Source organism: Neoroseomonas terrae, from assembly GCF_018129025.1.
GTDB classification, from domain to species: domain Bacteria; phylum Pseudomonadota; class Alphaproteobacteria; order Acetobacterales; family Acetobacteraceae; genus Neoroseomonas; species Neoroseomonas terrae.
The window spans coordinates 42,418-63,160 of sequence record NZ_JAAEDI010000025.1; the positions used below are offsets into that span (position 1 = coordinate 42,418).

The following is a 20,743-nucleotide window of genomic DNA, read 5'->3' on the forward strand; positions in this document are numbered from 1 at the left end:
CCTTCCCTTCAATCGCCTGGCGTGGCCGCAGCCGCCACGCCGAGGTCTTCCATCAGCAGCCGCGTGCTGATGCGCGCGCCTTCATAGATCACCGGTAGGCCGCTGCCGGGATGCGTGCCGCCGCCGACCAGATAGACGCCGCGCCCGCGGCCGAAGCGGTTGCGCGGGCGCAGATGCAGCATCTGGCGCATGTCGTGCGCCAGATTGAAGGTTGCCCCATAGCCCACGGCGAAGTCGTCGCGCCAGCCTTGCGGCGTCACGATGCGTTCGCTGCGGATGCGTGGCTCGATGTCGTGCAGGCCGATTGCCTTGAGGCGGTCCAGCGCGAGGCGGCGGCAATGCTGCGTCGTCGCGGCCCAGTCCAGACCGTTGCGCAGGTTCGGGACCGGCACCAGTATATACAGCGCGGAATGACCGTCAGGTGCGAGCGACGGGTCCGTTTGCGTCGCGGCCTGGACGTAGATCGACGGGTCGTCGGGAATCTCGCCGGCTTCGATCTGGGCGAGGTTGCGACGGTAATCCTCGGCGAGAAGGATGGTGTGGTGGGCAAGGCCCGGCAGTGCGCCTTCGATGCCGAGGTACAGCATGAAGGTGGAACAGGAGTAGCGCGCCGCGGCGATCTTCCCGTCCGGCCATTGCGGCCGCTGCACGGGTGGGATCAGGCCCGGGATGGCATGGGCAAAGTCGGCGTTCACCACCACCGCATCGATGGCGTGGCGCGTGCCGGCGACGTCGACGCCGGCGGCGCGGTTGCCCTCGAAGACGATGCGCTCGACGGCGGCGTTCAGGCGGATTTCCACACCCAGCCGTTCGGCTACGCGCGCCATCGCCGCGGAGACCGCGCCGCAGCCGCCGCGCGGGTGGAAGATGCCATGCTCGTATTCCAGGAAGGACAGGATCGAGAACAGGCTCGGGCAGCGGAACGGCGACATGCCGAGGTACTTCGCCTGGAAGGTGAAGGCGAGGCGGGTGCGCGGGTCGCAGAAATGCCGCGCCAAGTCGTCATTCACCGAGGCCCAGGGCCGCAGGTGGCGGAGCCCCTTGGCCATTGCCGGTGAGAGGTAATCGGCGAGCCCGTCGAAGGGCCGTTCCAGCACCGGGCGGAAGGCGGCGAGCTTGGCACGGTTGTCGGCCATGAAGCGCCGCAGCCCCTGCGCATCGGCAGGGTTGATCTTCGCGATCTCGGCTTCCATGCGGTCGAGATCGGGCGTGGCGTCGATCGTCAGCGGATCGGTTCCGGCGAAGATGAGGCGGTAGAGCGGGTCGAGCCGGATCAGCTCGACCTCGTCATCCAGATCGGCGCCGCAGCTCGCGAAGATCTCGCGCAGCACGCGCGGGTAGAGGAAGAAGGTCGGGCCGAGATCGAAGCGATAGCCGCCTTCGGCTTGCAGCGTGCGCGTGCGGCCGCCGACGACGCTGTCACGCTCGAAGATCGTGACACGCAACCCGCGCGCGGCAAGCAGCATGGCTGCGGCCAGCCCACCCGGGCCGGCGCCGATGACCGCGATGTGCGGGCGGGTGCGGACAATGAAAGGGGCGTTCATCCGGCTTCGTTGGCGTGGGTGGTGCGCGGCGTCGATGTGGGTGAACGCGGGGGCGCGCGGAACGTTGCCCCGGCATTCGGCGTCAGGCGGCGAGGGCTCCTTCGATTTCCGCGACGCGCCCGGCGCAGCGCGGCAGCAGGCGGCGGAGGTAGAATTCCGAGAGTGCGCCATAGGCGGCCTCATCCTCGGCTGCCGCGCGCGCGAGCATCCAGCCGCCGAGCAGCCAGCCCGCGGCGTCGAGATAGGCGACGGCCACGGATTGCGCGGCATCCGCATCACGGCCCTGGGCGTCGAGCACCAGCGCCGTCGCGGTCGCCAGCCGGTCGGCTGCAGCGTGCAGGCGCGCATCGGCGCTGCGCCTCACCTCCGAGAGCAGGGCACGCATCTCCGCGCCGCCATCCTTCGCAAGTTTGCGCACCAGCAGGTCGATCGCCTGGATGCCGTTGGTGCCTTCGTAGATCGGCGCGATTCGCGCATCGCGCAGGATGCGCGCGGCACCCGTTTCCTCGATGAAGCCCATGCCGCCATGGACCTGTACGCCGGTGGAGGCCGTCTCGACGCCGCGATCGGTGCACCAGGCCTTGGTGATCGGCGTCAGCAGGGCAAGCCGCGCCTGGGCGGCGTCGCCCCGATCCACGCAGATTGCCGTCTCCAGCGCCAGCAGACGGCCCGCGAGAGTGATGGCGCGCATCTCCGTCAGCATGCGCGCGACGTCGGGGTGCTCGGCGATGATGCGGCCGCTCTGCACGCGCTCTGCCGCGTAGGCCTCCGCGAGGCGCAGCGCGGCGGCGCCATGCGCGACGCCCTGGGTGCCGACGCCGAGGCGGGCATTGTTCATCATCGCGAACATCGCATTCAGGCCGCGATGCGGTTCGCCGACCAGCTCGGCCTCCGCGCCCTCGAACAGCATGACGCAGGTGGGGGAGCCGTGGATGCCGAGCTTGTGCTCGATGCCGCCGCAGCGGAGGTCGTTGCGGCTGCCGTCATCCTTCAGCTTCGTCGCGACGAACAGGCTGATGCCGCGCGAGCCCGGCGGCGCATCCGGCAGGCGCGCGAGGACGAGGTAGACGATGTTGTCGGTGCAGTCGTGCTCGCCCCAGGTGATGAAGATCTTCTGGCCGTGCAGCGCATACCTGCCATTGGGAAGCGGTTCCGCGCGGGTGCGCAGCACGCCGAGGTCGCTGCCGGCGTTCGGCTCGGTCAGGCACATCGCGCCGGTCCACTCGCCGCTGACCATCTTCGGCAGCCACCGCACGGCCTGGTCGGGCGTCGCGTAATGCACCAGGCATTCGATCGCGCCGGCCGTCAGCAGCGGGCCGAGCATGAAGGAGGTGTCGGCGGCCATGCCGAGCTCGACCATCGCGGTCCAGAGCGCCGCGGGCAGGCCCTGGCCGCCATGCGCTTCCGGCGCCGAGAGCGATTGCCAGCCGCCTTCCACCCATTTCGCGTAGGCGGGCGGATAGGTCGGCGGCGTCTTCACCACGCCATTGGCATAGGTGGCGCCGGCGCGGTCGGCGGCGAGCGCGTCAGGCAGCAGGACCTCGGTGCAGAAGCGGTCGGCTTCCGTGACGATCTGGGCGATGTCGTCGGGGCCGAGCGCCGCGCCGGGCAGCGCCGGCAGGCCCACCACGCGGGTCAGGCCGAAGATCAGGTCGGTGGCGGCGGTCGAGGTCATGCGGGGACACCTTGCAGGGCCGCGAGCAGGCCGGGTGCGGGCGGCGCCTGTCCGGCGGCCCAGGAGGACAGCGCGGGCAGCAGGGCAGCGTCAGTGACGGCCGCCGCCACGGCAAGGCCGAGCACCGGGCCGAACTTGAAGCCATGGCCGGTGAAGCCGGACATGACGAGGCAGCGCGACGAGAGCGGTTCGACGACGAAGCGCTCGCCATCCTCGACGTCGTAGTAGCAGGCGCGGGCGCCGACGATCCGGTAGCCCGCCATGTCGCGCAGGCGCGGGCGTGCGAAGGCGAGGATCTCCTCAGCCTCCGCGGGAGTTGCGTCGCGGCTGTCGGCTTCGGCGTCGCCGCTGCGGGAGAAACGGTGGTCGCCGATCTTGAGCGGCGTGCCGGCGACCGGCGGCACGGCGTAGAAGCCGCCATCCTCGGCGAGGTCGAGCAGCATCGGCGCACGTGTCCAGGCCTCCCGATGCTGCGCCGGCGGGTCGAGCAGGACGAGGATTTGGCGGGAGGCGACCACGCGTGGCGCGAGCGCTGCCGGCAGCAGACGCGGCGCCCAGGGGCCGGCGGCGACGATCAACAGGTCTGCGCTACGCTCGCTGCCGTCGTCGAGGCGCAGCGTCGCGCGGGCCGGGTCCACATCCGTGGCGCGGGCACGTTCGATCACCACGCCGCGGGCCGCGCAGGCACGGGCCAGCCCGGCGACGATGCGCTCGGCCAGCAGCACGCCGCCGGCATCCATGTGGAAGGCGGCGCCGATGCCCGCCTCGGTGAAGATCGGGAAGTGGGCGGCGACCTGCTGCGCCGTCAGGTCGTCGAAGCGCAGGCCATCCGCGGCGAGCGCGGCGCGGCTTTCGCCGAGCCAGCCCCGCGCGGAGCCGGAGACGGCAAGCACCCCCGTCGGGATGTGCAATACCTCTCCGAGATCGCGCCACACGATGTCCCAGGCCGCATAGGCCGGATCGACCATCCGCATGTAGCCCGCCTGCGCACCATAGGCGTGGCGGATCAGCCGGTGGTGGTCGACCGAGGCGCCGCGGGGGTTGGGGACCGGGTCCTGCTCGACGATGCGGACCGCGACGCCCTGGCGGGACAGCGCCCAGGCGGCGGACAGGCCCATGATCCCGGCGCCGAGGATGAGGGCGGTGCGTGGCGTTCCCATCCCCCCATCCTATGCCGCGCCTTAGGGCAGGTGTGAACTCTCGGCGGTCAGCGTGATGGTGCCGGTCAGCGTCTCGCCCGGGGCCAGCACCCGCATCGGGCCGAACGGCGCGAGATCCGCCCGGTTCGCGACGTCGGTCATGTGAGAGGACGGTTCGACGCAGAGCACCGCCTTGTCGGGCGGGGCATAGATCTGGAGGTTGGTCGCCAGGGCACCAGTCGCCGCCATGGTCACCGCCAGCCCCGGCCAGGCGAGGCGTGCCGTGCCGTCCCAGCCCGCGAAATGGGTGTCGAGGCCCAGGAAGGCGTCGTCCCCGCCATCCAACCCTTCGGTGGGCTCGATGGCGATGGGCAGGCCGCGCGCGTCATGCGTGCAGCGATGCGTCGCGCGAAAGGCGAGGCGCGTGCCTACGGTGCGCACGAACCAGGGATGCCAGCCGAAGCCGACGGGCATCGGCGCGCTGCCCGTATTGGTTACGGCGAGGGCCAGTGACAGACCGTTCGGCCCGAGCGCGACGTCGAGCCGCGCGGCGTAGACATAGGGCGTGGCATCGACCGCCTGGGTCAGCACGGCGCGATCCGGCGCGGCAGCCTCGACCTGCCACGCCCGGTCGCGTGACAGCCCGTGGATGGCGGTGTTGTCCGAGGCGCGGTTCACCGGCAGGCGGTGGTCCCCGAGCCGGCCGGCATCCAGCCGGTTTGCCCAGGGGATCATCCAGAAGGCGCCGAAAGGGCCGCCGAGGCGGCTGCCCGCCGGCGCCGGCACCAGGATGTCGCGGCCGGCGAAGCGCAGCAGCGTCATGCCGCCGCCATCCTCCGGTGCGAGGTCGGCCATCCAGTCGCCGGCATGCAACCGCAGCATCGGTCTCAATCTTCCAGGCTGAAGGCGTCGCGCGGGGAGGGCTTCTGCCGCGAATACTCCATCGCTGTGAAGCCGCCGCCCTGGTAGCGCTCGGTGACCGGGTCGGCGGTGATGTGCTCGACCTCGCCGCGATAGGGCTCGGCGGAATCCTGCGGCGCCCAGCCGATGCGGTCGCGATGGTCCTTGCCCCAGTAGGAGGCGGGGTTGTCGGAACACGCCCAGATCACCGCATGGCCGGTGCGTTCCGCGACGACGCAGCGTTCGACCAGTCGCGTCAGGTCGGCATAGGACAGCCAGGTGGAGAGCATCCGGCGATCGATCGGCTTCGGGAAGCAGGAGCCGATGCGGAGATTGACGTTCTCGACCCCGTGCTTGTCCCAGTACATCCGGCCCATCAGCTCGCAATAGGCCTTGGACAGGCCGTAGTAGCCGTCCGGGCGGAAGTCGCAGTCGTAGTCGAGCTTCGCCTGGTTGCCGGTCGGGCGCTCGTGGAAGCCGATCGAATGGTTGGAACTCGCGAAGACGACGCGCGCCCCTTCGCGCCGCGCGGCCTCATAGACGTGGTAGGGGCCGCGGAGGTTCGGACCGAAGACTTCCTCGAAGGGCTTCTCCACCGAGACGCCGCCGAAGTGCAGGATGGCGCCGCAGCCTTCCGCCTGGCGCAGCAGCGCGACGCCGTCGTTGATGTCGGCCTTTACGAAGGTGGCGCCGGCGGGCAGCGGATCAGGGAAGGGCGCGATGTCGGTAAGCCGCAGGGTCCAGCCCTTCTCGGCCAGGGTCTTCGCGAGGTGGCGGCCTAGATTGCCGGAGGCGCCGGTCAGCAGGACGGGTTTCATGCGAGTGGGTGGCTCCAGTGGGAGGGAGGGTGCAGGTCAGCTACCCCAGGAATGGTGGGGGGTGTCGGGAACGTCGGTTCGCGGGTCGGGCGCTTTGGTCTGGCGGCGGACGAGACCGAGAGGGGCTCCGCCCCTCCCGGACCCTCCCCGCCAAAGGCCGAAAGGCCTTTGGAAACCGTTGACGGCTCTCGCAAACCGGCATTGCCGAGACCGTATGGGCGATGGAGCCGGTGCGACCCCTGAGGCCCTGCACGTTCCGGCGATGTCGGACGCGCTACGCATGCCCAAGGCCCGGAACGATCCCAGCATCGGGCAGGGCACAACCGGCGTCGTACTGAAGTGTCAGCCTTGCCCGGCGCCAGGTCGAGGTTTCCAAAGGCCTTCCGGCCTTTGGTGGGGTGAGGTCCGGAGAGGGGCAAAGCCCCTCTCCGGTCGCCCATCATCACCACGACGCCAACAGCGTCCGCAGGCGCGCGAGTGACTCCGCCGCAATCGGCCAGGCTGCCGGCGGGCGCGCCGCGCCGACGTCGTTGCCGGATAGCGCCAGTGCCGCTTTCACCACGGACACGTTCGCGCCGTTCTGTTCCTCCGCGCGCAGGGCTTCGAAAGCGCCGATCTCGGCGATCAGGGCGTTGGCGCGGGTGAAGTCCGCCGCGCGCAACGCAGCGAGGATGGCGACGGAGCGTTCCGGCGCGACGTTGATCAGCCCCGAGGTGAACCCCTGCGCGCCGAGGGCCGTCATCGGCGGTGCCCAGGGCTCGGCAAGGCCGCAGACGAACTGCACCTGCGGCGCGGCGCGGATGGCGCGGGCCAGGGTCATCAGGTCGGTGCTCGCCCATTTCACCGCGACGACGCCCGGGATCGTTGTCATGGCGGTGATGGCGGCATCGCCGATCGCGGCGTTGCGGAGGTAGAGCACGATCGGCAGGCCGGCGGCGTCGCCGACGCGGCGGATATAGTCGGCAATGCCGCGCGGGCTGACGAAAGGATCCGGTGGCTGGTGGATCATGACTGCATCCGCGCCATCGGCCTTGGCGCGTGCGGCGAGGCGCACCGCCTCGTTCACGCTGCGGCCGATGCCGGCGACTACCGTGGCGCGGCCGGCGACGATGGCCGGGACCTCGGCCTGCATGCGTTCGGCTTCGGCGAAGGTCAGGCCGTAGAACTCCGAGGTGTTGCCGTTGACCGTCAGCGCGTCGACCCCGGCGGCGGCGCAGCGCGCGACGATCGGTTCGAGGCGCGCCGGCGCGATGGCGTCGTGGCTGTCGAAGGGCGTGACGAGGATGCCGGAGATGCCCGTCAGGGCCTGGCCGAGACTCATGGGGCGTGGCCCTTTCGTGGCGATTGTGGCGGCAGCACGCCGTTGGTGACGAGCGAGCGCAGGATGTGCTGGCGCATGCGCGCCTCGGCCAGCGCAGGATCGCGCTTCTTCAGGGCGGCGACGATGCCCCGGTGCTCGGCGAGCGCCTTCGGGAAGTCGCGGGGCGTGCTGCCCACGGCGCGGCGGCGGCCGAGGTGGTCGTACGCCTGCAGCGAGCCGAGCGAGCGAATGAGGAAGGGGTTGCCGGTCGCCTGGTGGATCAGCGCGTGGAATTCGGCATTCGCCTCCGCCAGCGCATCGACGTCATGCGCCTCGGTACCGGCCTGCATCCGCTTCAGGATGGCGGCAAGGACGGCCAATGCGGCGTCATCCATCCGCTCCGCCGCCAGCGCTGTTGCGACGCCTTCCAGCGCCGCACGGATGCGGCCGAGTTCGGCGAGCCGGACGGGGCTGACCTCGGCAACCATCGTGCCGCGGCGGGGCAGCGTGATGACCATGCCATCCTGTTCGAGGCGGCGCAGCGCTTCCCGCACCGGCTGGGCGGAAATGCCGAGGTCGATGGCGAGGCTGCGCTCGGAGATCTTGCGCCCGGCGGGGAGAAGGCCCTCGACGATGGCGTCGCGGAGCTGCCGGTAGGCGCGCTCACCGAGGGAGAGGCTATCCTCCTCGGGCAGCGGCGCGATCCTCCCACGGGCTGTCTTCGCAGCGGCCATGGACAACTGCCATAGCAGTTGGCAGCTTCCCGCGGAAGCCGAGCCGTCGCCAGGAGGAACCATCCAATGACCCGCAAGCGCCCCGAGGATCTGCGCAGCCATCGCTGGTTCGGCGTGGACGACCTTCGCGCCTTCGGCCATCGCTCCCGCATGTTGCAAGCGGGCTATGGCGAGGATGATTTCCGCGGCAAGCCGGTGATCGGCATCATCAACACCTGGTCGGAAATGAGCCCCTGCCATTTCCACTTCCGCACGCGCGCCGAGGAAGTGAAGCGCGGCGTGTGGCAGGCCGGCGGCTTCCCGGTGGAACTGCCCGCGCATCCGGTGACCGAGCAGTACCAGAAGCCGACCTCCATGCTGTACCGCAACATGCTGGCGATGGAGACGGAGGAACTCGCGCGGTCACATCCCTGCGACGGTCTCGTGCTGCTGGGTGGCTGCGACAAGACGCCGCCGGGGCTGATGATGGGGGCGATCAGCAGCGGCCTGCCGAGCATCTTCGTGCCTGCTGGCCCGATGCTGCGCGGCAATTGGCGGGGCAAGACGCTGGGCTCCGGTTCCGACGTGTGGAAGTACCACGCGGAGCTGCGCGCGGGGAACATCACCCAGGAACAGTGGAAGGACATGGAAGGCGGCATCGCCCGGTCCTTCGGCACCTGCATGACCGCGGGCACTGCCGCGACGATGATGCTGGCGGTGGAAGCGCTCGGCTTCACGCTGCCCGGCGCATCCTCGATCCCGGCGAGCGATTCGGCGCATCCGCGCATGGCGACCGATGCCGGCAAGCGCATCGTCGAGATGGTTTGGGAGGATCTGACGCCGCAGGCCATCATCACCGAGGCCAGCGTGGACAATGCCGTGACGACGACAATGGCCTTCGGCGGATCGACCAACGCCATCCCGCATCTGATCGCGATGGCGCGGCGGGCGGGGGTGATGCTGGACCTCGAACGCTTCGACCGGCTGTCGGCACGCGTGCCGCTGATCGCGAATCTCCGCCCAAATGCCGGCGACAAGCTGATGGAGGATTTCTTCTACGCGGGCGGCGCGCGCGCCTTCATGAAGCGCATCGCGGAATATCTCGATCTCTCTGCACGCACCGTCACCGGTAGGACGATCGGCGAGAACATCGCCAGCGCCGAGGTGTTCGACGACAGCGTCATCCTGCCGCTCGACAAGCCGTTGCAGGCGGAAGGCGGGCTCGCGGTGCTGAAGGGTTCGCTGGCGCCGAACGGCGCGGTCATCAAGACCAGCGCCGCGGAGCCGCGGCTGTTGCAGCACACCGGCCCCGCCGTCGTGTTCGAGGATTACGCCGACCTCAAGAAGCGGCTGGACGACCCCGATCTCGACGTCACCGCGGATTCGATCCTGGTGCTGAAGCAGGCCGGGCCGCAGGGCGGGCCCGGCATGCCCGAATGGGGCATGCTGCCGCTGCCGCAGAAGCTGCTGAAGCAGGGCGTGCGCGACATGGTGCGACTGTCCGATGCGCGCATGTCCGGCACCTCCTATGGCACCTGCGTGCTGCATGTCGCACCGGAAAGCCATGTCGGCGGGCCGTTGGCCTTCGTGAAGGATGGCGACCTGATTCGGCTGGATGTCGCGAACCGGCGGCTCGACCTGCTGGTGGACGAGGCGGAGATGGAGAAGCGCCGCGCCGCCTGGACGCCACCGCCGCGGCGCTACACGCGCGGGTGGACATCGCTGTACCTCGACAGCGTGACCCAGGCTGACGAGGGCTGCGACATGCGGTTCCTGGAAGGCACGATGCCGACGCCGGAACCGGACATCTATTGATCAGCCGCAGGCGGCGCTGCCGGCCCCGGTGCCGAGCATCGGGCCGGCAGCGCAGAGCGCGCGCAGAGCGCGATCACGCTCGGACCGACTGCCGTTCCCGGCGTGATGGCAAGCAGACCGGACGGGCCACGCTTGCCGTCCGGGTGCTGGAAAAGGGCTGAATAACCGGCCGCGATCGGCGTCAGTGTCGCGCCAGCATCTCGTTCGCCGCCTCGAAGCGCTGGATCACCTTGGCCGAATCATAGGGGCCTTCCTCCAGCGTCTCCGGGTCCCACTCGCTGCGATGAGCGGCGAAGAAATCACCGCCATAGACGTGCAGCGCACCGGTCAGGCGCGGGATCGGGTTCGTCACCGAATGGATGATGTCCTTGCCGAGCACCGTGCAATCGCCGGTGCCGATGGCCTTGGCGCCGGCCGCCTCGATGCGGTGGCCGCTGCCCTCTGCGATGCGGCGCCAGAAGATGTTGTCCTCGCGGCCGCCATAGATGCCGATGCAGGCCCACATGTGATGGTCGTGCGGCTGCAGCGTCATCATCGGGCCCCAGACCAGGTTCAGGATGGTCAGGTTCTCCGACCGGTAGATCGGCGTCAGCCCGGCGCGCGTCGGCTCGCCGAGGGCGCGCGTCACGCCCGCGTGGTCGGACACCGCGCGGGCGACGATCTCCCGCACCGATTTGTGGCTGCTGTCCTGCGCGATCGCGCCGCGGCAATCGGCGATGAAGCGGTCGAGGTCGAACATCGGGAGCCTCCCAGGTGGCGGGATACTGCAATCCCTGCGTGGAGCCTGCGCGAGAATATGTACCTCTGCAAGCCTGACTGCACGCCAAATTCTCGCGCTCACCCATGCCCTTGTCGATCTCCGGGAGCAGCGGAACAATGCGGCGCTGAACAAGGAGCCGCGCCCGCATGAAGACCATCGCCGAGGCCGCTGCCGCGCTCGCGGCCGGCCGCACAACCGCCGCGGCGCTCACGGATGCCGCGCTCGCGCGGATCGCGGCGCCGGAAGGCGAGGGCGCGCGGACCTTCATCACGGTCCATGCCGACAGCGCGCGTGCCTCGGCGGCAGCGATGGATGCGCTGCGCGCGGCGGGGCGTGCGCCGTCGGCCTATGCCGGCATCCCGATCAGCATCAAGGACCTGTACGACGAGGCAGGCATGACGACGCGCTCAGGCTCCGTCGCGCTGAAGGGAGCACCTGCGGCGAAGGCCACGGCGCCCACGGTGCAGCGGCTGATCCGCGCGGGTTTCGTCATCCTCGGCCGGACCAACATGGTGGAGTTCGCGTTTTCGGGCCTCGGCGTGAACCCGCATTACGGCACGCCGAAAAGTCCGTGGGATCGCGGGGCCGGTCGGCTGCCGGGCGGATCGTCCTCTGGCGCCGGTGTCGCGGTGGCCGATGGCATGGGCTTCGCCGCGCTTGGCACCGATACCGGCGGTTCCTGCCGCATCCCGGCCGCGCTGTGCGGCGTGGTGGGGTGGAAGCCGACGGCGAAGCGCGTGCCGATCAGGGGCATCCTGCCGCTTGCGACCTCGCTCGATTCCGCCGGGCCGCTGGCGCGCAGCGTCGGCGACTGCGCGGTGGTGGACGCGATCATGGCCGGCGCCGAGGACGCGGTGCCGCCGCGGGCGCTGCCGATGAAAGGGCTTCGGCTGGGCCTGCCGCGCGGCACCTTCCTGACTGACAGCATGGACGGCACCGTCGCCGCGGTGTTCGGGCGGACCCTCACGCGCCTATCGGCCGCCGGGGCGCAGGTGATCGAATTCGACCTGCCCGAGCTCGAGCAGATCGCCGCCGTCAACGGGGCAGGGGGCTTCGCCGCGAGCGAAGCCTGGGCTTGGCACCACAGCCTGATCGCCGAGAAGGCCGAGGCCTACGACCCGCGCATCCTGAAGCGCATCCGCCGTGGAGAACGGATGTCGGCGGCAGACTACGTGGAACTGGTCGAGGCCCGTGCTCGCATCATCGCTGCCATCGCCCCTCGCACGGCCTGCTTCGATGCGGTGATCGGCCCGACCTGCCCGATCGTGCCCCCGCGCCTGGCCGAGGTGGAGGCGGAGCCGGAATACAACCGCATCAACATGCTGCTGTTGCGCAACACGGCCGTCGGCAACTTCCTCGACCGCTGCTCGATCAGCATCCCCTGCCACGCGGAAGGCGAGGCGCCGGTCGGGCTGATGCTGACCGGCGAGCATATGGGCGATGCCCGGCTGTTCCAGGTGGCGACGGCGGTGGAGGCCGCGCTCGCGGCGTGACGGTGCCGCGCTTCGGCAACCTGCGCGACGGCCCGGCGCCCCAGGCGCCGGGGGCCGAGACGTTCACGGAACTGCTGCATGCCGGCGGTGCGCGGGTGGAACGCATCGCCTCCCGCGCTGTGCGCGACGGGGCGTGGTACGAGCAGCCTTGGCCGGAATTCGTGCTGCTCGTCGCCGGCGCGGGGCGGCTCGCCTTCGCCGATGGGACGGAACAGGCGCTGGGCCCGGGCGATTGGGCGCATCTGCCGGCCGGCTGCCGCCACCGCGTCGCCTGGACCGATCCGGGCGCGGAGACGATCTGGCTGGCCGTCCACCTGCCCTGATGCCGTTCAGTCGCCCGGCAGCTTGATCCCGGTCATCGCCTGCCAGACGCGGATGACGAAGCCGTCGTCCTTGCCACCCTGGCCGATCGCGCGCGCTGCGGTGAAGAGCTGCTGCGCCTGGCTTGCGAGCGGTACCGGGAAATCAAGCCCGCGCGCCATGTCGGCCACCAGGCCGAGATCCTTCACGAAGATGTCCACCGCGCTGCGCGGCGCGTCGTCCCCGTCCAGCACGCGGGCCATGCGGTTCTCGAACATCCAGGAATTGCCGGCGGCGCTCGTCACCACCTCATAGAGCTGGCGCGGATCGGCGCCGGCGCGGATGCCGAGCGCCAACGCCTCGGCCGCCACCGCGATGTGCACGCCGGCGAGGAGCTGGTGCACCACCTTCACCGTGGCGCCGATGCCGGGTTCCTCGCCGAGGTTCCACACCTTGGCGGCGACCGCGCCAAGCACCGGTTCCGCCGCGGCGAAGGCGGCTGCGGAGCCGGAAGCCATCACCGTCATCTCCCCCGCGCGCGCCTTCACGGCGCCGCCCGAGACCGGCGCGTCGAGGTAGAGGAACTGGCGTTCCGCGGCCCTTGCCGCCAGGGCGCGGGCGGCGTCCGGCCCCATGGTGGCGGAGCTGACGATCACCGCGCCCGGGACGAGGCGGTCCAGCGCGCCATCGGCGCCGAACAGCGCGGTTTCGGTCTGCGCGGCGTTCACCACCAGCACGACCAGCGCCTCCAGGCCCTGGGGCAGCTCGGCGGTGCTGGCGGCGACGGCACCGCCGGCGGCGGCGAACTCGGCCCGTGCTGCTTCGCGCATGTCACAGCCGGTCACGTCGTGGCCGGCCCGCAGCAGGCTCAGCGCCGCGCCCATGCCCATGCTGCCCAGACCGATGACGCCGACCCTCATGCCCATTCCCCCCGCGTGCTGGCCGCAGGCTGGCGGGCCGCCGCCTCGCGGTCAACGCGGGCGACGGATCAGGCGCGCATCCGCTGCCGCCGCGCTTGCCGCGAGATCAGCGACCGCAGCAGGTCCTTGATCGCGGCGGCATCGGGATGGCGGGCGACGACCTCGGCCTCATGCGCACGCGCGGCGGAGAGAAGGTCGCCCAGCATCGCCTCACCCTTCGGGGCGAGGTGGACCCTGACGAGGCGCCGGTCCCTGGCATCCTGCAGGCGCGTGACGAGCCCCGCACGTTCCATGCGATCCAGCACCTTGGTCATGGTCGGCTGCTGCAGCAGGCAGGCCTCCGCGAGGACCGTGACCGTCTCGGGCCCACCTGACAGCGTGGCAAGCACACGCCAGACGGGTACCGACACGCCGCGACTTCGCAGCCTCTCATGGAATTCGGCCGACACGACATGCGACGCGCGCGCGAGGAGGGAAAGCAGATAATCATCCACGAAGCGAGGCTCTGTCTGCGGTGTTTCCATGGCCGTTCACCCGAGTCAGGCATGAACTTTGACGGATTCGACCTTAGCCTGCCGTCAACCCAAATCATACCTTTTTCGAAACATAATGATCTCATGTTCTTTTGTCTGAGACTATATCGTTATAGATGAGAATCGAGCCGCTCGCCTCAACCTGCGCATGCGCGCGTGGTGCCTCAGCCCCGTGGCAGGCGACCGGCCAGGCGCCGCTGCTCATAGGCGCGTGCATGCAGCAGGGCTGCCTCGTGCGCGTCCTCGGGCACGCCGGCCCGCCGTGCCGCCTCCAGCAGGAAGCCGAGGATATGTTCGGCCTCCGTCCGACTGCCGGCTTCGATGTCGCGCAGCATGGAGGTGCCGTAGGCGCTCCCCGCATCGGCGAACAGCGCGCGGTACTCGGCCATGAATTCGTCGCGCATCGGCGCGCCATGGGCGGCCGCGATCGCAGCGTTGCGGTCCAGCAGCCGGTGCAGGAAGGCGCTGCCGCCACCCCTCACGATCTCACCGACGCTGGCGCGCATCAGCACCGTGCCGATCGCACTGGTGCCAAGATGCACGAGCTTCTCCCACATACGCGCGGTGATATCCGGCACCGCGCTGGCGACCACGCCGCGGGCGCGGGCAAAGGCTGCCGCGATCGCCGCCACCCGGTCGCTCATCCTGCCGTCGCGCTCGCCGAAGGTGATCCAGCGCCAGTCATTGAGTTGCCGCACCGTGCCGTCGGCCGCGAGCGTCGCCTGGATCTTCGCGAGACCGCCAAGCACATGCGCCGCGCCGAAGGCCTCCGCCAGCCGATCCACATGCGACAGGCCGTTCAGCACCGGCAGGATGGCCGTGCGTCCATCCACCGCCGGCCGGATGGCGGCCATGGCGTCGTCCAGGTCATACGCCTTGCACGACAGCAGCACGACATCCCAGCCCGGCCCGACCGCGTCGGCCGCGATGGTCGCGACGGGCCCGCGCCAGGCGCCGAAGGGGCTCTCGATCGCGAGGCCCTCGCGGGCGAGCGCCGCCCGCCGCGCATCGCGGACCAGGAAGGCGACCTCCGCGGAGCCGGCTTCCACCAGCCGCCCGCCGAAATAGCCGCCGAGCGCACCCGCGCCGAGCACCAGGACACGCATGATCGTTCCCCCTTTTCTTGACTTTGTCCGCGCGGCGAGCCGTCTCGCCGCTCCGGTTCAGTTCGCGGCGGCCGCCTGCGGTTGCGGGGGTCGCAGGGTCGTGTCGCGCGGCAGGGCGAGGCCCTGGCCCGGCTGCGGCGCCGTCCGGGCCGCCGGCGCGGCGCCGGGCTCCTGCGGGAAGCCGCCGGCATTCTGCACCACCGTGCGGACGCCGCCCGCAGCCTCTGTCGCCGCGGCGAAGGCGACGTCGCCCCAGAAGCGGTTGAGCACGCCCGTCGGTACTTCGTTCAACTGCAGGACGCGGCCGAGATCCTCGCCATCCTGGCGGGAGATGGTCCAGAGCAGCTCGACGCGCTGGGTTCGCGTGCCCGGCTGGTCGACCACGGCCACCTGGCCGGTCACCGCGAAACGCGCGCCGGTGGCGGTTTCCTGTACCTGCAGGCCCTGCGTGGCCAGCGCCTCTCGCAGGCGCGCCGTCAGCGCCTGGTTGCCGTCGCCGGGCGCGCCGCGGACCATCGGCACGTAGATGCGCGGCGGGCCCTGGGTCTGGAGCGCCGCCGGTGCGTTGCCCTTCCGGGCCGCCTCCGCACGCAGCAACAGGTCGGCGATGCGTGGCGCGGCTTCCCGCGCGACGCGCCGCAGCACCTCCGGCCGCGCATCCTGCCAGTCCCGCGCCGGGATCCGGGTGCCGAGCGTCGCCCCCTGCTCCCGGCCGTCCGGGTCGGTCAGCACGTAGCGGGGGATGACGGCATTGCCCTGAAGCGAGGCCTCGATGGTCAGGCGCCAATCGAGCGGCAGGGGTTCGGTCGCGGAGGCAGGCACCTCGGCGGTCAGCAGCGCGGTCGAGAGCGTCTCGGCGAAGCTGACGGCCTGGGCGCCCGACAGCAGCGCGCCCGAGGGGGCAGGCACCGCCAGGCGGTAAGCCGGCGGAGCCGCCAGCGCGCCCGCCTGGCCACCCGGATTGCCGCGGAAGGGCTGGGGCAGGTCGCCGCAGGCCGGCAGGGCCAGGGTCAGCGCGAGTGCCGCGCCGCGCAGGGCGCGGAGAGAAAGGATCATGAGGCGCGGCACTCCGGTTTGATCGGATCGGGGCAGGCGCTCGCCGGTGCGACGACTTCGGGTCGCCGATGCAAGCCAGGGGAAGCGCGCGGGGTCTCTAGAGCATTTTTCGAACAGACGGCACCGGCCCGCACCCCCAACCCGCCACCCTTCCAGAATACTGACGTTGGGGGGCCGGGTGGGGGCCGGCGCCGCTCCAGCGTCAGCGAAAAATGCTTCAGAGCATCGCCGCGCAGGTCGCGAGCATCGTCAGCAGGGTCAACAGGCCGAGCATGTAGAGATAGGGCATGGCATGGGTCCACCAGGGTGGGCGTCATCCACCGATCGCGATGGCGGAGAGTTGATGCCCGATCAGCCCGCCGCCCGCCAGCGTGCGGCGACGGTGGCTGAAGAAGCTGTCGTCCAGCGCCAGGGTGTCATGTGGCGTGACCTCCACGGCAGTACCCGCCGCGGCGAGGCGCGCGGCGCAGTAGCCCGCGAGGTCGAACTGCCAGCGGTCCGGCTGGACGCCGTCGGCGAAGAAGCGCGCATCGGCCGCGTCGCGCGCCAGAACCGCGTCCCGCAGGTCGGCCGCGACCTCATAGGAGGGCTGGCGGATGCAGGGGCCGACGGCGGCGAGGATGGCTTCCCGCCGGGCGCCGAGTGCGACCATGGCGTCGATCGTCGCCTCCAGCACGCCGGCGACCGCCCCGCGCCACCCGGCATGGGCGGCGCCGATAACGCCCGCGCCCGGGTCGGCGAAGAGCACCGGCGCGCAGTCGGCGGTTAGCACGCCGAGGACGACGCCCGGCCGCTTCGTGACCAGCGCATCGGCGCTCGGCCGGTCGGTGTCCGCCCATTGCGTGTCGAGCACGGCGACTTCTGTGCCGTGGACCTGCGTCAGCCCCGCGGGGACTGTCCCGGGCAGGCCAAGCGCGGCTGCCACGCGGCGCCGGTTCTCGCGCACCGCGGCCGGGTCGTCCTTGCCGCTCACCGAGCAGTTCAGAGAGGCATAAGGTCCGACGGATACGCCACCCCGGCGGGTGAAGAACCCGTGGGACAGGCCGCTGTGGATGGTGAGACTCTCGGCGGTGACGAACTCGGCCATGTCAGGCGTCCTCGAATCCGGGAAGGGTCGGCAGCCCGGGATGGCAGAGGCAAAGCGCCTTGAACAGCCGGCCCATATGTTCGGGGGCGGTCAGGCGCTGCGCGGCGGCAAGGTGCCGTGTCGCGCTGCGTGGGTCGAGCCGGGCAAGGATGGCCGCGCGGGAGGACAGCCCCAGCCGCCCGAGGAAGAGGCCCTGCGGCAGCGGGCCCTGGGCGGTGGCCCCCGCTGCGCGCGCGGCGGCGGCAATGGCCGCGAAGTCGACATGCGCGGTGACGTCCGCCTGTCCCGGCGGACCGAGCGGATCTGCGACGCCATGGGCGCTCATGGCCTGGAGACTGTCGCCAAAGCCGGATTCGGCCGGGCCGTAGTCGATGAACAGCGCCGCGCCGCCCTGGGAGGCCAGCCGGACGCCGAGCGCCGCGGCGATGCCGCGGGCCGGCTCGTTCACTTCCTGGATATCGCCCTCGGCGGCGGCGGGCAGGAGCGGGTGGTCGGTTGCCGGGCTCTCGACATAGGCGCCGGCCTCGACGAAGCGTTCCATCCAGGCTGCTCCGCGGCGAATGAACTGGCGGATCGGCAGGGCATCGAGAAACTCGTTGCCGATGATGATCGCCGCGCCGGACGGCAGGGTCGCGATGCCGTCATGCCAGGTCGCCGTTCCCGCGCCGAGCCGCGCCGCCTGGACATCCCGCAGGCGCGGGGATGTCTCGATCAGATGGACCCGCAGGGCAGCGCGGAAGGCCGGGGCCATGTCCCCCGCCGCGCGCAGGGCATCGGCCATCAGCGTCCCGCGGCCGGGGCCGAGCTCGACCAGCAATACGGGGTCGGGGCGGCCCATGATCTCCCAGGTGACGGCGGCCCAGAGGCCGAGGCATTCCCCGAAAGCCTGGGTCAGTTCCGGGGCGGTGACGAAGTCACCGGTCGCGCCAAAGGGCTCGCGGGCGGCGTAGTAGGCGCTCGCGGCGCGGGCCATGAAGTGGTCGAGGCGTTCCGGCACGGCGGTCAGACCGGGGAGGGGCCTTGCCCCTCCCCGAACCCCACCCCACCAAAGGCCGAAGGGCCTTTGGAAACCTTGATTTGGTGTTGGGCAGTGTGTGGCTTCGGCCACGATGCGGGGTGCGTCGGGCCCGGCGACGAAACGGTGTCCTGGCGCGGTGCGCAAACGGCGTCTGACACCACGTGCCCGGAGCCAGGTTGAGGTTTCCAAAGGCCCTTCGGCCTTTGGCGGGGTGAGGTTTGGAGAGGGGCAGCGCCCCTCTCCAACACGCCCTTACGCCGCATCACGAGCCTTCGCCCGCAGCATCAGCCACCCCCCGACCAGCAGCATCGGGATCGACAGCAACTGCCCCATGGTCGCCCCCGCGAACAGGAAGCCGAGATGCGCGTCCGGCTGGCGGAAGAACTCGCCGATGATGCGCGCCACGCCGTACCCGGCGAGGAAGGCGCCGGAGAGGAAGCCGGGTCGGGCGCGGATGCTTTCCCGGTTTGCTAGGATCATCAGCACCGTAAACAGCGCGATGCCTTCAAGTCCGGCCTGGTAGAGCTGCGACGGGTGGCGCGGTTCCGGCCCGCCGGTCGGGAAGACCATGGCCCAAGGCACGTCCGGCGCGACCCGGCCCCAGAGTTCGCCGTTGATGAAGTTGGCGAGCCGCCCGAAAAACAGCCCGATCGGCACCACGCAGACGATGCGGTCGGCGAAGGCGACCCAGTCGATCGACAGGCGCCGGCAATACAGCCAGGTGGCGATGATCACGCCGAGCGCGCCGCCATGGAAGGACATGCCGCCATGCCAGACGGCCAGCGCTTCCCAAGGGGCGGTGACGTAGTAGCCCGGCCGGTAGAACAGCACGTAGCCGAGCCGTCCGCCGAGGATGATGCCGAGCGTCACCCAGGTGACGTAGTCGTCGACCTGCTCGGCGGTGGCGACCGGCGGCGTGCGCTGCACCATCCAGCGGGCCACCCGCCAGCCGAGGACGATGCCGGCAATGTAGGCGAGCGCATACCAGCGGATGGCGATCGGCCCGATCTCGATCAGAACGGGGTCGATCATGGGGAAAGGGATGGCGAAGAGCATCAGGCGAAGGGGTCCTCGGCGTTGGCGAGCACGTCCTGGACATAGGACCGCACCCCGTCCTCGAGCGATGTCGGCGGGTGATCGAAGCCCACGGCGCGCAGGCGGTCCATGCGCGCCTCGGTGAAGTACTGGTATTTGCCGCGCAGGTCGTCCGGCATCGGGATGAAGCGTATGTCGGCGTTGCGGCCGAGGGCGGCGTAGATGGCGTGCGTCAGGTCGAGGAAGCTGCGCGCCTGGCCCGAGCCGATGTTATAGAGGCCCGAGGCCTGGGGGTTGCGCGCCAGCCAGAGCATCGCTGCGACGCAGTCCCGTACATGGACGAAGTCGCGCTTCTGATCGCCGTCCGCGATGCCTTCGCGGTCGGAGGCGAAAAGCGTCGCCGGCTCGCCCTGCATGATCTGGTTGTACTTGTGCAGGACGACCGAGGCCATGCGGCCCTTGTGATGCTCGTTCGGGCCGTAGACGTTGAAGAAGCGCAAGCCCGCCCAGTGCGGCGGGCGTTTGTGGCCGCGGGCGAGCATCTGCGCGACGCGCCGGTCGAAGGCGAGCTTCGACCAGCCGTAGAGGTTGAGCGGCCGCAGCTTCGCCAGCGCCTCGGCGCGGAGGTCGTCGTCGAACCCCTGGCTGCCGTCGCCGTATGTCGCAGCCGAGGAGGCGTAGATGAAAGGAACGCCGGCCCCGGCGCACCAGTCCCACAGCATCTGCGGCAGGGCGATATTGGTGCGGGCCACCAGGTCGCCGTCGGTTTCCGTGGTCGCGCTGATCGCGCCCATGTGGAACAGGGCCTTCACAGGCGGCGCCTTGGCCAGGAATTCGGGGAGGTCGTCCGGCGCAACGATCCCGGCGATCGGGTGCCTGGCGAGGTTGCGCCACTTGAGGCCCTGGCGGAGGCGGTCCACGACCACCACCTCTTCCCCCAGCCCGCACAGCGCGGCGACGAGATTGGAGCCGATGAATCCGGCCCCGCCGGTGACGATATGCATGATCCGCTGGTTCCGTCGCCGCCCTTGAGACAGGGGCGCGCGCGGTATAGGCCCCGGTGGGACGGCCCCGCAAGCAAGCGGGCAACTATCACAGGAGAGCACGCCATGGCCGGCGATGATGGTCGCGCAAAATTCATGGATGACCTGGCCGGCATGGCCGGCGGCGCCTTCTCGGTCCTTCAGGGCATCCGTACCGAGGCCGAGCAGATGGCCCGATCCCAAACCGAGGCGATGATCCGAAAGCTAGACCTGGTGAAGCGGGAGGAGCTGGACGCGGCCATGGAGGTCGCGCGGCGCGCCCGCGAACAGGCGGAGTCGCTTGAGACCCGCCTGGCCGCGCTGGAGGCTCGGCTTGCGGCGCTGAAGCCTGGCGCGGCATCCTCATCCGAAAGCTGAGGAAGAGTTTGCAACCATCGTGGGCTTGCAGCGTGATTCCGCGTCTGCGTAGTCTGCCCCTAGTTGTCGGCCACCGGATTCGTCCCCAAGATCTTGGGGGTGGCTCGGTGGCCCGTCAGGCCAAGGAGGTG

The 20,743-nt window shown here is 70.5% G+C and carries 20 protein-coding genes; 4 read left to right on the plus strand and 16 right to left on the minus strand.

Annotation, left to right across the window (positions count from 1 at the left end; all coding sequences use genetic code 11):
* Positions 1-8 precede the first annotated feature (8 nt).
* The 7 genes from crtI to GXW78_RS21210 form a co-directional block, all read right to left on the minus strand.
* The gene (gene crtI, locus GXW78_RS21180; protein ID WP_211870888.1) at positions 9-1,544 is read right to left on the minus strand and encodes a phytoene desaturase family protein; all 1,536 of its coding nucleotides are present in this window, start codon (positions 1,542-1,544) and stop codon (positions 9-11) included.
* A gap of 82 nt (positions 1,545-1,626) precedes the next feature.
* The gene (locus GXW78_RS21185) at positions 1,627-3,219 is read right to left on the minus strand and encodes an acyl-CoA dehydrogenase (protein WP_211870889.1); all 1,593 of its coding nucleotides are present in this window, start codon (positions 3,217-3,219) and stop codon (positions 1,627-1,629) included.
* Positions 3,216-4,379 (minus strand): FAD-dependent oxidoreductase, encoded by a 1,164-nt coding sequence (locus GXW78_RS21190; RefSeq protein WP_211870890.1) that lies wholly within the window; start codon positions 4,377-4,379, stop codon positions 3,216-3,218. The genes GXW78_RS21185 and GXW78_RS21190 overlap by 4 nt, the downstream gene beginning before the upstream one ends.
* A 21-nt stretch (positions 4,380-4,400) precedes the next feature.
* Positions 4,401-5,240, minus strand: coding sequence for an aldose epimerase family protein (locus GXW78_RS21195; RefSeq protein WP_211870891.1), 840 nt, complete (start codon positions 5,238-5,240; stop codon positions 4,401-4,403).
* Between the two features lie 5 nt (positions 5,241-5,245).
* Positions 5,246-6,076: an NAD-dependent epimerase/dehydratase family protein gene (locus tag GXW78_RS21200; RefSeq protein WP_211870892.1), complete on the minus strand. Its 831-nt coding sequence runs from the start codon at positions 6,074-6,076 to the stop codon at positions 5,246-5,248.
* 442 nt (positions 6,077-6,518) lie between these two features.
* Positions 6,519-7,397, minus strand: coding sequence for a dihydrodipicolinate synthase family protein (locus GXW78_RS21205; protein WP_211870893.1), 879 nt, complete (start codon positions 7,395-7,397; stop codon positions 6,519-6,521).
* A complete protein-coding gene (locus GXW78_RS21210; protein ID WP_211870894.1) occupies positions 7,394-8,110 on the minus strand; it encodes a GntR family transcriptional regulator in 717 nt (238 codons plus the stop codon). Before GXW78_RS21210 ends, GXW78_RS21205 begins: the two co-directional genes overlap by 4 nt.
* 66 nt (positions 8,111-8,176) lie before the next feature.
* Between GXW78_RS21210 and araD the strand changes: the two genes are divergently transcribed.
* Positions 8,177-9,904, plus strand: a complete 1,728-nt coding sequence (gene araD / locus GXW78_RS21215) for an L-arabinonate dehydratase (protein WP_211870895.1) — start codon at positions 8,177-8,179, stop codon at positions 9,902-9,904.
* Positions 9,905-10,085: 181 nt separating this feature from the next.
* On the opposite strand, the gene GXW78_RS21220 is transcribed toward araD, so the two are convergent.
* Positions 10,086-10,643, minus strand: a complete 558-nt coding sequence (locus tag GXW78_RS21220) for a cysteine dioxygenase family protein (protein WP_211870896.1) — start codon at positions 10,641-10,643, stop codon at positions 10,086-10,088.
* Between the two features lie 167 nt (positions 10,644-10,810).
* Here GXW78_RS21220 and GXW78_RS21225 point away from each other — a divergent pair, with 167 nt between their 5' ends.
* Together GXW78_RS21225 and GXW78_RS21230 are read left to right on the plus strand one after the other, a co-directional pair.
* Positions 10,811-12,157: an amidase gene (locus tag GXW78_RS21225; protein ID WP_211870897.1), complete on the plus strand. Its 1,347-nt coding sequence runs from the start codon at positions 10,811-10,813 to the stop codon at positions 12,155-12,157.
* On the plus strand, positions 12,154-12,480 hold the full coding sequence (locus GXW78_RS21230; RefSeq protein ID WP_338147805.1) for a cupin domain-containing protein: 327 nt from the start codon (positions 12,154-12,156) through the stop codon (positions 12,478-12,480). The genes GXW78_RS21225 and GXW78_RS21230 overlap by 4 nt, the downstream gene beginning before the upstream one ends.
* 6 nt (positions 12,481-12,486) lie before the next feature.
* On the opposite strand, the gene ltnD is transcribed toward GXW78_RS21230, so the two are convergent.
* The 8 genes from ltnD to rfaD form a co-directional block, all read right to left on the minus strand.
* Positions 12,487-13,377 (minus strand): L-threonate dehydrogenase, encoded by an 891-nt coding sequence (ltnD, locus tag GXW78_RS21235; protein ID WP_211870898.1) that lies wholly within the window; start codon positions 13,375-13,377, stop codon positions 12,487-12,489.
* A 68-nt stretch (positions 13,378-13,445) separates the two neighbouring features.
* Positions 13,446-13,871, minus strand: a complete 426-nt coding sequence (locus GXW78_RS21240; protein ID WP_338147806.1) for a MarR family winged helix-turn-helix transcriptional regulator — start codon at positions 13,869-13,871, stop codon at positions 13,446-13,448.
* A gap of 203 nt (positions 13,872-14,074) precedes the next feature.
* The gene (locus GXW78_RS21245) at positions 14,075-15,016 is read right to left on the minus strand and encodes a 2-dehydropantoate 2-reductase (RefSeq protein ID WP_211870900.1); all 942 of its coding nucleotides are present in this window, start codon (positions 15,014-15,016) and stop codon (positions 14,075-14,077) included.
* Positions 15,017-15,073: 57 nt separating this feature from the next.
* Entirely contained in the window at positions 15,074-16,072 is a 999-nt protein-coding gene (locus GXW78_RS21250; protein WP_211870901.1) for a hypothetical protein, read from the minus strand.
* 313 nt (positions 16,073-16,385) lie between these two features.
* Positions 16,386-17,159 (minus strand): peptidoglycan editing factor PgeF, encoded by a 774-nt coding sequence (pgeF, locus tag GXW78_RS21255; RefSeq protein ID WP_211870902.1) that lies wholly within the window; start codon positions 17,157-17,159, stop codon positions 16,386-16,388.
* A gap of 1 nt (position 17,160) precedes the next feature.
* A complete protein-coding gene (locus GXW78_RS21260; protein ID WP_408904204.1) occupies positions 17,161-18,165 on the minus strand; it encodes a class I SAM-dependent methyltransferase in 1,005 nt (334 codons plus the stop codon).
* 264 nt (positions 18,166-18,429) lie between these two features.
* A complete protein-coding gene (gene lgt / locus GXW78_RS21265; protein WP_211870903.1) occupies positions 18,430-19,233 on the minus strand; it encodes a prolipoprotein diacylglyceryl transferase in 804 nt (267 codons plus the stop codon).
* Positions 19,233-20,216: an ADP-glyceromanno-heptose 6-epimerase gene (gene rfaD / locus GXW78_RS21270; protein ID WP_211870904.1), complete on the minus strand. Its 984-nt coding sequence runs from the start codon at positions 20,214-20,216 to the stop codon at positions 19,233-19,235. Before rfaD ends, lgt begins: the two co-directional genes overlap by 1 nt.
* Before the next feature lie 105 nt (positions 20,217-20,321).
* On the opposite strand from rfaD, the gene GXW78_RS21275 reads away from it, so the two are divergent.
* A complete protein-coding gene (locus tag GXW78_RS21275; RefSeq protein WP_211870905.1) occupies positions 20,322-20,612 on the plus strand; it encodes an accessory factor UbiK family protein in 291 nt (96 codons plus the stop codon).
* Positions 20,613-20,743: the final 131 nt, after the last annotated feature.

Bases quoted from the DNA above. Each gene is read 5' to 3' on its own strand.
- crtI (WP_211870888.1), bottom strand. From the start codon at position 1,544: ATGAACGCCCCTTTCATTGTCCGCACCCGCCCGCACATCGCGGTCATC.
- GXW78_RS21185 (WP_211870889.1), bottom strand. From the start codon at position 3,219: ATGACCTCGACCGCCGCCACCGACCTGATCTTCGGCCTGACCCGCGTG.
- GXW78_RS21190 (WP_211870890.1), bottom strand. From the start codon at position 4,379: ATGGGAACGCCACGCACCGCCCTCATCCTCGGCGCCGGGATCATGGGC.
- GXW78_RS21195 (WP_211870891.1), bottom strand. From the start codon at position 5,240: ATGCTGCGGTTGCATGCCGGCGACTGGATGGCCGACCTCGCACCGGAG.
- GXW78_RS21200 (WP_211870892.1), bottom strand. From the start codon at position 6,076: ATGAAACCCGTCCTGCTGACCGGCGCCTCCGGCAATCTAGGCCGCCAC.
- GXW78_RS21205 (WP_211870893.1), bottom strand. From the start codon at position 7,397: ATGAGTCTCGGCCAGGCCCTGACGGGCATCTCCGGCATCCTCGTCACG.
- GXW78_RS21210 (WP_211870894.1), bottom strand. From the start codon at position 8,110: ATGGCCGCTGCGAAGACAGCCCGTGGGAGGATCGCGCCGCTGCCCGAG.
- araD (WP_211870895.1), top strand. From the start codon at position 8,177: ATGACCCGCAAGCGCCCCGAGGATCTGCGCAGCCATCGCTGGTTCGGC.
- GXW78_RS21220 (WP_211870896.1), bottom strand. From the start codon at position 10,643: ATGTTCGACCTCGACCGCTTCATCGCCGATTGCCGCGGCGCGATCGCG.
- GXW78_RS21225 (WP_211870897.1), top strand. From the start codon at position 10,811: ATGAAGACCATCGCCGAGGCCGCTGCCGCGCTCGCGGCCGGCCGCACA.
- ltnD (WP_211870898.1), bottom strand. From the start codon at position 13,377: ATGAGGGTCGGCGTCATCGGTCTGGGCAGCATGGGCATGGGCGCGGCG.
- GXW78_RS21245 (WP_211870900.1), bottom strand. From the start codon at position 15,016: ATGCGTGTCCTGGTGCTCGGCGCGGGTGCGCTCGGCGGCTATTTCGGC.
- GXW78_RS21250 (WP_211870901.1), bottom strand. From the start codon at position 16,072: ATGATCCTTTCTCTCCGCGCCCTGCGCGGCGCGGCACTCGCGCTGACC.
- pgeF (WP_211870902.1), bottom strand. From the start codon at position 17,159: ATGGCCGAGTTCGTCACCGCCGAGAGTCTCACCATCCACAGCGGCCTG.
- lgt (WP_211870903.1), bottom strand. From the start codon at position 19,233: ATGCTCTTCGCCATCCCTTTCCCCATGATCGACCCCGTTCTGATCGAG.
- rfaD (WP_211870904.1), bottom strand. From the start codon at position 20,216: ATGCATATCGTCACCGGCGGGGCCGGATTCATCGGCTCCAATCTCGTC.
- GXW78_RS21275 (WP_211870905.1), top strand. From the start codon at position 20,322: ATGGCCGGCGATGATGGTCGCGCAAAATTCATGGATGACCTGGCCGGC.